The following is a 9,999-nucleotide window of genomic DNA, read 5'->3' as shown; positions in this document are numbered from 1 at the left end:
AATACCCAGCCTGTTAAACTTTGAAGATAGCTGGCAGAGACGACTTTATCGAGCCGGAGGCAGTGCCAATCTCAGTCTAATCAGCAAACCGAAAGGCTGGGAAAATGCCAGCACAGCACTCAAAGTTGATTTTCCAACAACAAAATACCCAGGCGTTAGCGTCCCTCACGTCTTTCCCGATTGGCGGAATTATCATTTTCTCAAGCTCAGTATTTTTTCCAAAAACCAAGACACCATTGCGCTTACAATCCGCATTCATGACAAAAAACACAATCACAGCTATGAAGATCGTTACAACCAGCGTTTTGAAATACAGCCCGGAACAAATGACATCGAGATCGAGTTAAGCGCGGTGCAACATGCACCAAAAGCAAGACAAATGGACATGGGAGAAATCACCGGCCTAGCCATGTTTGCAGCTCAACCAGAAGAAACCTTCTCTCTTTATTTCGACGACCTGCGCCTACAATAAAAAGACGCGTGGCACTTAAACCAGATAAATAAGAGAGGCCATCCTGCCAGAACGCACACCATCTCTTCGAAACGAGTGAAAACGTTCTGCCTCATCGTAGGTGCAGAAATCGCCACCATAAATATGAGCCACGCCTGCTTTAGCGAGTATTATTCGAGCAATCCCATAAAGATCACACAGGTACTTTTCTTTCCCCTCGCCCTGAAGCGCGCCTTGCAACTTAAAGGCCGAGGCATAGACCGCGCCACGAGATTCAAACGCGTTTTTTACTTCTGCGCCCACCTCAAAGTTTCTTTGAGATATGGTCGGCCCCAAAAACGCAATCACCTCGTTTGACGAATCAAAACAGCGCAGAGCCCGTTGAATCACACCTTGCGCCATACCTCGCCAACCGGCATGAACGGCGGCAACGCGAGAGCCGGAAAGATCAGATAACAGTACGGGCATGCAGTCTGCGGTCATCACAACACAGCCTTTTTTAGACATGGTTGTTGTCGCAGCATCTGCGACTATTGGAGATTCACAACACACAGTGCTTTGATCCAAATCTGCAACACGAACGCCATGGACTTGCTTCAACCAAAGAATATCGGTCGACTCAAGTCCGGCCTCATTAGCAAATACCGCCCTATTTTCTGTAACAGACTCAGGATCATCACCAACATGGTCGCCAAGATTCAAGCTCGCATACGGACCGCCGCTCACACCCCCTTTGCGGGTCGAAACGATCGCACGTACATTTTTAGGTGCCGGCCAGTCTGGCGTAATAAACTCGCTGTCCATGATACTCACCTTGAGTGACGCACCAGCCAAAGGTCAGACTTCATCAGCCCGACCAACTAAATCGAGCAGTGCGCGCATATCGTCTGGCAGATCGACCTCCCAACTAACTTCTTCTTCATCAACAGGGTGAATCAGCGTCAGTTTTTTCGCATGCAACGCCTGCCTTGGGAAGGCTTTTAACGCCTCTTTGAATTCTACACTCGTGCCGGCAGGAACTCGCGAGCGACCGGCATATGTCGGGTCACCCACTAGCGGATAACCAATGTGCGCCATATGCACACGAATCTGATGCGTTCTGCCCGTTTCCAGCTTTACTCGAATATGAGTATGGTGCTCAAACTTCTTGATCAATCGATAGTGGGTAACGGCCGGTTTACCAAATGGCGTCACGGTCATTTTCTTGCGATCGCGAGAATGTCGGGCAATGGGCTCATCAACCGTTCCACCCCCCGTCATTACGCCGGTCACCACGGCTTCATACTCGCGACCCATGCTTCGATCTTGCAGCTGCCCAACGATGTGCGCATGTGCTTGCAACGTTTTCGCTACGACCATTAATCCTGAGGTATCTTTGTCTAAACGATGAACAATGCCGGCCCTCGGGACATTGTTGAGTGCCTCATTGTAATGCAGCAACCCATTTACGAGTGTGCCAGAGTAGTTCCCAGCCGCTGGGTGAACGACAAGACCCACGGGCTTGTTCAAGATGAGAATCGACGCATCTTCAAAAACAACATCCAACGCCATCGGCTCAGGAAGCCAATCACCCTGAGCTTCAAGCTCTGCGCTCACCTCAACCAGATCATTCGCTTTGACCTTCTCTTTTGGTTTGTACTGAGAGCCATTAACCGTAATAGATCCCTGCTTTATCCATTGTTGAAGGCGTGATCTTGAATAATCAGGCATGAGCTCAGCAAGTGCCTGATCCAGGCGCATTCCTGAGTGTTCAATGGTGATAACAAAATCTGCTTCTACGCTTTCGCTCATACCTTTGTATTCCGTGCGGCAGAACCCTTACGGAAGGGCTCAAGTTTGTGAGATAATTCGGCATTATAGCTGTCTTGGCAAAAAATCTCTGAGCTAATCACTGCGTCGCCAAGCATATCGAAAATCCAAGAGTAATATTTTATGCGTCAGTGGATAAAACACTGTTTAATTTTAGTTGTGAGCGTCACCTTTCTGGCGGCTTGCAGCTCCGCTCCAAAAAAAGAATCCAGCGAAAAAGAGCTGTACGACACCGCAAAAAGATCCATCAAGCTGCGAAATTTCCAACAGGCAACGATCGCCTTGGAAGAGCTAGAATCGCGGTTTCCGTTTGGCAAATATGCTGAACAGGCACAACTCGATCTGATCTATGCACGCTATAGCGCACTCGACTTAGATGGCGCCATACTCGCAGCCGACCGCTTTATTCGGCTTCACCCGCAAAGCCCAAGCGTCGATTACGCCTACTATCTACGAGGGATCGCGAACTACAACCTCGACGTAGGCATTGCTACGCAGTTCGTTACAGATATCGACATCACCTCGCGAGACCCGGGCAACATGCGTCTCGCTTTTCAGGATTTTTCTCAGCTCATTACTCGCTTCCCACAGAGCCAATATGCCGCCGATGCACGTAAACGTATGGTGCTAATACGAAATCGCCTCGCAGCATACGAGCTACACGCTGCGCGCTACTATATTCGCCGAGAGGCGTATACCGCAGCGGCGAACCGTGCGGCATTTGTCGTCGAAAGTTTCCCAAGTAGCCCTGCAACTGAAGAAGCGCTTGGCATGATGGTGGAGCTGTACGACGAGCTTGGCTTGCAAAAACTCAAAGACGACGCCCTGCTCGTACTAAAAACGAACTATCCAGATGGGATCGCATTTGATCGTAAAGGCGAGTTCAAAAAGCAATTCATAAAACGGGAGGGGCGAACACTACTTAGTGTTATCACCTTCGGCTTTCTGGATTAATCCTAGAACTTTTTCTAAAAGGGTGTAGAAGAGATGACGACAAAATCAGACATTCTTCAAGAGATGCGCGTACTTCCTGAGATTGATGTCGCGCAAGAGATTGAAAGACGCACCGCATTCATCAAACAAACTCTTCACAAGTCGGGAATGAAAACGCTGGTACTTGGCATCAGCGGTGGCATCGACTCTTGCACCTGCGGCAAGCTTGCACAGCGCGCAGTGAACGAGCTGAACGAAGAGCGGGGCGCAAAGGAGTATCAGTTTATTGCCGTTCGCCTACCCTATGGCGAGCAGCGAGATGAACAGGACGCGCAAGACTCCATTGCCTTTATTCAGCCTAGCCGCTCAATCACACTGGACGTAAAACCCGGAACAGACGCGATTCATGAGCAAGTGAGCAAAGCGCTCATGGCAGAAGGTGAGATGCCGGGAGACACCTACAAAGTAGACTTTGCGAAAGGCAATACCAAAGCACGCATGCGCATGGTCTCACAATATTATGTAGCGGGTCTTCTTGGCGGCCTCGTTCTCGGCACAGATCATTCTGCCGAAAACATCACAGGCTTCTACACAAAATACGGTGACGGTGCGGTCGACCTCATTCCTCTTTTTGGCCTCAACAAAAGACAGGTTCGCGCGCTCGCTGACGGTCTAGGCGCACCCGATCATCTTGTGAACAAAGCACCTACCGCAGACTTGGAATGCCATGATCCAGGCAAAGAAGACGAACATGCTCTCGGAGTCAGTTACGACCAAATCGATGATTTTCTCGAAGGCAAAGACGTCGAAGCTTGGGTCGAGGAAAAACTGGTTGGTATTTACAAGGCTACCCAACACAAGCGTCAACCGATCCCGACCATCTACGACTGACCGCAAAATACCTACAAAAAGTAGATTACGACAAAGTTTGAAGGACCGAAGCAAGCGTATACTGCTTGTTTCGAGCTTCTAATTCAGCCGCTTTGTTGAGTCCACTATGCACACTTCAAAAAATAACAATACTGCCCAAGACACGTCATCAGACGAGCAATTCGATTTTGACCAAATTATTATCGGCTCGGGCTTCGGGGGATCTTGCAGCGCCCTTCGCCTTAGCGAGAAGGGCTATCGCGTTCTCGTACTCGAAAAAGGCAAACGCTGGAAAGAAACAGACTTCCCCGAAACAAATTGGAACTTTAAAAAGTACCTTTGGGCGCCCAAACTCGGCATGACCGGCCCATGGCAAATTACACCAACCAGAAAAGTTGTCGCCTTACATGGTTCTGCTGTAGGCGGCGGCTCTCTCATCTATGCCAACACGCACTACATTCCAAAGCCTGAAGTATTCAAAGCGCCACAATGGACGCGCAGTCGGGACAACTGGTACGAATCATTACAGCCCTTTTACGCACTCGCTCAACGGATGCTCGGCACGAGCACAGGTCGTTATGAAGGGCCTGCCGATAAAGTATTGCAAGACGTCGCCACCGACATGGGTAAAGCAGACACCTATGAGTTGGTAAACACCGGTGTCTACTATGAAGATCAAAAGAAGGCGGCCAACGGAAAGAAAGACCCTTATTTTAATGGCGATGGCCCTGAAAGAGAGTCATGCGATTTGTGCGCACGTTGCATGATCGGCTGCCCGAAAAATGCCAAGAATACCTTAGAGAAAAACTACCTGTATTTTGCCGAGCGCAATGGCGTAGAAATACGCGCGGAATCGGAAGTGGTACACATTGAGGTTCTTGAAAACGCACAAGGAAAACGCGACGGCTCGGCAGGTTACGAACTTACCATTCAAAGCTCGACTGGCTGGTTCAAAAGTAGCTACAAGCTCCGTACTCGCGGTCTTGTGTTATCCGGCGGCGTACTGGGCACGCTCAAGCTATTGATGCAAAGTAAATACAAACATCAAAGCCTACCCAAGCTCTCAAACACCTTAGGTCGGGAAGTACGTACTAACTCAGAAACCTTTTATTCAGTTGGCTTTGATACAAAAAACGAGTTCAAAGAGAATGAGATCTCTCGCGGGCTTTCAATCACCTCCGCGTTCAAACCTGACGAGGTCACCACCATCGAGCCCGTGCGTTTCAATAAAGGTTCAGACTCAACATGGCTGACGTTCTCGTTTGTGCCGCTCACTAACGCGGGCGGTATTCCAAGAGCACTACGCTTATTGATTAATGTGCTTCGCAACCCGTTTAAAGCTGTCCGCTTACTCAACCCTGTCGGTAAAACCAAAAATTCAAGCATCCTCATGATCATGCAGAGCGAAGACAGCTACGTGCATGCCAAGTGGAAGCGCGCCTGGACGAAGTTATTTCGCAAGCAGGTAACGATTGAGCAGGAGCCTGGCGACAAGAAACTCACCAACTATTTCGATGTTGGTCAGGACGTTGCAAAGCGATATAGCGAAAAAGCCAAAGGCGATGTTGGCAACGTTGCGTTGGACATACTCGTCAACACGCCACTTACCGCACATATCATGGGCGGCGTTCCGATCGCAAAATCAGCTGACGCAGGTGTTGTAAATGAAGCAGGCGAAGTCTTCGGCTACGAGAATTTACGTGTGCTTGACGGTTCCATCATTCCCGGAAATCTCGCCGTCAACCCATCGCTCACCATACTGGCGTTGAGCGAATATGCGATGGCAAAAGTACCCGTATTTAACGAGAAAAGAGCCGCTGCCATCACGCCGATAGAATTTTCAGAGGCCTTGCCCGGCATGGCCTCTGAAATGCAAGGAAGTGGTGATCTGTTGCGCCAAGCGATCAGACTGAGCGAAGAGCTCGAGGGCAAGCATGTGGAAGCGAAAAAACCGGTCGAGCCTTTGATCGAAGCGTAAGCCCCCTCAAAAAACAAAAAGCCCCGAAGTGCGTCAGCACATCGGGGCTTTTTTACTGCAGCTAAAAATCGCGCGATTGCTTAGCCTACGATTTCAACAAGCTCAATATCAAAAATCAGCGTTTGATATGGACCAATTGCACCACCAGCACCACGCTCGCCATATGCAAGGTGGTAAGGAATATACAACTTCCACTTAGAACCAACATTCATCAACTGAAGCGCTTCTGTCCAGCCTGCAATCACACCGCCAACAGGGAATTCAGTCGGCTCGCCACGATCATAAGAGCTATCAAACTGCTCACCGTTAATAAGCGTGCCACGGTAGTGTGCACGAATCACGCTATCGGAAGTTGGCGTCGCACCAGAACCTTCAGTGATCACTTCGTACTGCAAACCAGACTCTAGAACGGTCACATCATCACGCTTGGCATTTTCAGCAAGGAACGCTTCGCCCGCAGCAGAAAACTCTTTGGCTTTCTCTGCATCAGCAGCTTGCAAACGCTCTTGAATAACACCAAACGCAGCGTTGATTGCTTCACCTTCAATACGAGGAGCTTTCGCGGCAAAACCATCCTCAATACCGGCTAGAGCTGCTTCCAAAGAAACACCTTCGAAAACGCTCGCTAATTGCTGACCCATTTGTAAGCCAACACCGTAGGATGCTTTAGATTCATCCGTCGAAAAGTCTAAATCAGACATACTTGCTCCAAGTTAATTCGTTGAACGAGCAGTTATTGGGGCTGGTTTTTGGAATTAAAGGTTTCACACGACATTTTTGGGTACTTTACCCGGCCCTTAGATTGCTCTTTACATTCAAAGGGCCGTAATATTAGATGGATAGAAACAACAATAAGCTCGCTTCGGCGACATCGAACGTGACGACCTTTATGGCACAGACACTTCCGTCAAATCTAACCGACTTTCAAACGATTCTCGCTCGAGCACAAGAGCGTAAAGGCGGTGCCAAAAATTTGTCTGCACTTCTTCGGTCCCCCCTCACAAGCACAGAACTGACGAACATCCCTGAGGATCGCTACCTCTCAGCGATAACGCGCTGTATTAACCGCGCCGGATTCAGCTGGAAAGTGATCGATCAAAAATGGCCGGAGTTTGAAGAAGCTTTTTTCGGCTTTAAAGTCGATACGCTGGCCCTTCTCTCAGATGAACAGTGGGAGGCCTATCTCGATGACCGCAGGGTCGTCCGTTCTGGTCAAAAAATAAAAGCGTTACGCGACAATGTATCGTTTGTATATGACCTGCGCTTTACCGATAAAGGCATTGCCCAGCTCATTGCGAACTGGCCTACCGACGACCAAATCGGTCTAATGGCGACGCTCAAAAAACGTGGATCAAGACTTGGCGGCAACACAGGCCAATACTTTTTGCGCATGATGGGCAAAGACAGCTTCGTACTGAGTCGCGATGTTATTCTCGCGCTCCAAAGCGCAGGCCTCGACATTAAAGCAGAGCCGAGCTCGCAAAAAGAGATGAAGCTCATACAAGCCGCGTTTAATGAATGGCACCAACAAAGCCAGCTCACTTATACACAACTAAGCCAAATATGCGCATTTTCAAATGGCGATAATTATCTTTGATATATGGGCTTACCGGCTCGCGAAACTTCGACAAAAAACGGAGTTACTTTAAGCGTAAATAGAGTAGTAAAACATGTCCGTACCAGTTCTTTGGGGTTCACGCCTGTCACCCTATGCGTTAAAGCTTGAAGCGGCATTGCAGTACAAAGGCATCGCTTATCGACGCCTTCCTGCGCAAGGAACGCACTTCGAAAACGCGCGCCTAATGCTCCGTCTTGAAACGGCCAAAAGGCTTGGCGAGGTGATTCGCTATCCGGTAGTGGAAGACGCCTTTGATGAATACCCTTTACTGCCCTACTTTTCATACGACAAACGCACATTTGAATACGACAGTAGCAGTATATTGCTCCGCATGGAGGCCGAACATGAGGGCCATTCAATTGTTCCCAATGATCCAGCGCATCATTTTCTAGTCCGCTTTATCGACCACGCGTTTAACGACTTCGGGCTGTATCTCGTTCACCACATGCGTTGGGTTGGTTCGGCCAAGTCGAATCGCATGGGCAGACGCCTTGCTGCAGAATTCAAAACAGCCTTGCCGCCCGGCGGCGCTTGGCTGCTCTCACGCACCTTTCCCACACGACAAGTAAAACGCCTCCCCTACCTCATGAGTGTCGCACCTCAAGGCTACAAAGCGGGTGTAAAGTCCAGCTTAACGCCCCCTAGTAAACGGGATTTTCCAGAAACACATACGCTACTAGAACAAAGTTGGAAGGCGATCCTTGAGGCAATGGAGCTTGTGCTAGCCCAGCAAAACTATTTGTTTGGTGACCGATTCACTTTGGCCGACGCCAGCGCCTATGGGCAACTGGGTATGAATTTGGTCGACCCAGAGGCGGCTGCTCGCATGAAAGACATCGCACCACAAACATTTCACTGGCTTGAGCGAATCCAAAACGGCCAATTTGTCGAAACTAATAGAGAATCCGATGCGCCACTTCAGATCAACTCGCGGCTCGACAATCTCTTAAATGTATTGATGGGAACCTATGGCGCGTTGATGGTGCAAAACGAGCGCGCCTTCATCGTTGCTGAGGCAAACGGGCAAACCCGCTTTAACGAAACGGCATTTGATGCCGGTGAGGCGCTATATATAGGCAAACTGCGCGGCTATCCGTTTCGTACTGTCATCAAGGCCTTCCAAGTGCGACCTTGGCGAGAATTAAAGCAGCAGTGGCAATCGTTAAACGAAGCCGACAAGGCGATCATCAAGCAACATATGCAGCTAAGCGAATTATTTGAATCAACTGAATCTCGCAAGTAAGGAGAATGTTAATGACACACCAGTGCAGCTGCCCTTGCGGCAAAACCGCATTCACCGTTGAGAAGCCCCCTTTTGCACGCTTTTACTGCCACTGCGAGATATGCCAAAAACTTTATGACAAGGCTTATTCAGACGTCACGATTGTGCGCAGCAAACACGTACACCTTGAGCACCCAGACGTCGATTTTAAAAAATATCGCTTACCGCCCGCGCTCGATCGTGGCACCTGTAAAGCCTGCGGTAAGCCTGCAGCTGGCTTTTTAAAAGGCATTCCTGGCCTTGGTTTAGCGTTTATTACAGCCGACAACTTCCACGACGCCTCGATACTACCCAAGCCATTGGGTCACGTGTTTTATCATCGCAAACAAGCGGAGGTGAACGACGCATTGCCGAAAGTCAGCGGTTACTTCTCCAGCGAGATCGCTGTTTGCAAGTGGGCCTTGCCTCGGCTACTAAAGGATTAGCTGGTATACAATGCAGTCAGATCTATTTCCTTCCGAGAACATTCAAACACTCTCTAGCAGCTTCCCCAAAAAAATGGTGCTTATTGATTGCGAGACAACCGGCGGAAAGCCCAGCCAACATCGAGTGATAGAAATCGGATTACTGTTGATAGACGACGGCCAGATAACTGATCGCTGGCAAACCTTTCTTGACCCGGAGCGAGAACTACCTCCATTTATCACCAAGCTTACGGGCATCTCGCCCCCCATGTTAGTTGGCCAACCACACTTTGCCGATGTCGCAGAGACACTGCGAGAGAAACTCAAAGACCGAATTTTCGTTGCGCACAATGCGCGCTTTGACTATGGCTTCATCAAAACCGAGTTTGAGCGCGCAGGCATCGCTTTTAATGCCAAAACACTATGCTCGGTAAAGTTCAGCCGTGCCCTGTACCCGCAATTTAAGCGCCATGGCATTGATCAAATCATCAAACGTTTTGACTTTTCAATTGAGAACCGACATCGCGCAATGGACGATGCGGACATCATCTGGAAGCTGTTTGTTAAATCCACGCAGCTTTACTCTGATGAAGAACTCGCAAGTGCACTCGGCCCGATTTTAAAGACACCCTCTCTGCCGCCAAAGATCAAACA

The 9,999-nt window shown here is 49.3% G+C and carries 11 protein-coding genes; 8 read left to right on the top strand and 3 right to left on the bottom strand.

Translation table 11 applies throughout. The features are described 5' to 3' along the window. On the top strand, positions 1–472 hold a 472-nt coding region (locus tag A3751_RS22535), incomplete at its 5' end, for a hypothetical protein (protein ID WP_197466122.1). 15 nt (positions 473–487) lie between these two features. Here the strand turns inward: A3751_RS22535 and pgeF are convergent. Both pgeF and rluD read right to left on the bottom strand, forming a co-directional pair. Further along, positions 488–1,255, bottom strand: coding sequence for a peptidoglycan editing factor PgeF (pgeF, locus tag A3751_RS02365; protein ID WP_068451666.1), 768 nt, complete (start codon positions 1,253–1,255; stop codon positions 488–490). A 33-nt stretch (positions 1,256–1,288) separates the two neighbouring features. After that, positions 1,289–2,242: a 23S rRNA pseudouridine(1911/1915/1917) synthase RluD gene (rluD, locus tag A3751_RS02360; RefSeq protein WP_068451658.1), complete on the bottom strand. Its 954-nt coding sequence runs from the start codon at positions 2,240–2,242 to the stop codon at positions 1,289–1,291. 141 nt (positions 2,243–2,383) lie between these two features. Here rluD and A3751_RS02355 point away from each other — a divergent pair, with 141 nt between their 5' ends. The 3 genes from A3751_RS02355 (at position 2,384) to A3751_RS02345 (ending at position 6,041) form a co-directional block, all read left to right on the top strand. Then, positions 2,384–3,214, top strand: a complete 831-nt coding sequence (locus A3751_RS02355) for an outer membrane protein assembly factor BamD (protein ID WP_068451656.1) — start codon at positions 2,384–2,386, stop codon at positions 3,212–3,214. A 33-nt stretch (positions 3,215–3,247) separates the two neighbouring features. Beyond that, on the top strand, positions 3,248–4,084 hold the full coding sequence (gene nadE / locus A3751_RS02350; protein ID WP_068451654.1) for an ammonia-dependent NAD(+) synthetase: 837 nt from the start codon (positions 3,248–3,250) through the stop codon (positions 4,082–4,084). Positions 4,085–4,190: 106 nt separating this feature from the next. Continuing rightward, complete coding sequence (locus tag A3751_RS02345) at positions 4,191–6,041, top strand: GMC oxidoreductase (RefSeq protein WP_068451652.1); 1,851 nt, start codon at positions 4,191–4,193, stop codon at positions 6,039–6,041. 80 nt (positions 6,042–6,121) lie between these two features. Here the strand turns inward: A3751_RS02345 and A3751_RS02340 are convergent, their stop codons facing one another. After that, entirely contained in the window at positions 6,122–6,742 is a 621-nt protein-coding gene (locus tag A3751_RS02340) for an FKBP-type peptidyl-prolyl cis-trans isomerase (protein WP_068451650.1), read from the bottom strand. Between the two features lie 134 nt (positions 6,743–6,876). Here A3751_RS02340 and A3751_RS02335 point away from each other — a divergent pair, with 134 nt between their 5' ends. The 4 genes from A3751_RS02335 to A3751_RS02320 form a co-directional block, all read left to right on the top strand. Then, on the top strand, positions 6,877–7,638 hold the full coding sequence (locus A3751_RS02335; protein ID WP_197466121.1) for a DNA-3-methyladenine glycosylase I: 762 nt from the start codon (positions 6,877–6,879) through the stop codon (positions 7,636–7,638). 73 nt (positions 7,639–7,711) lie between these two features. Beyond that, a complete protein-coding gene (locus A3751_RS02330) occupies positions 7,712–8,902 on the top strand; it encodes a glutathione S-transferase C-terminal domain-containing protein (RefSeq protein ID WP_068451647.1) in 1,191 nt (396 codons plus the stop codon). An 11-nt stretch (positions 8,903–8,913) separates the two neighbouring features. After that, the gene (locus A3751_RS02325) at positions 8,914–9,366 is read left to right on the top strand and encodes a GFA family protein (protein WP_068451644.1); all 453 of its coding nucleotides are present in this window, start codon (positions 8,914–8,916) and stop codon (positions 9,364–9,366) included. 10 nt (positions 9,367–9,376) lie between these two features. Then, a partial coding sequence (locus tag A3751_RS02320) for a PolC-type DNA polymerase III (protein WP_197466120.1) occupies positions 9,377–9,999 on the top strand: 623 nt, incomplete at its 3' end.

The organism is Oleiphilus sp. HI0080, assembly GCF_001635135.1.
The sequence above is the reverse complement of the archived record's forward strand: the minus strand, read 5'-3'. Positions and strand labels throughout refer to the sequence as shown.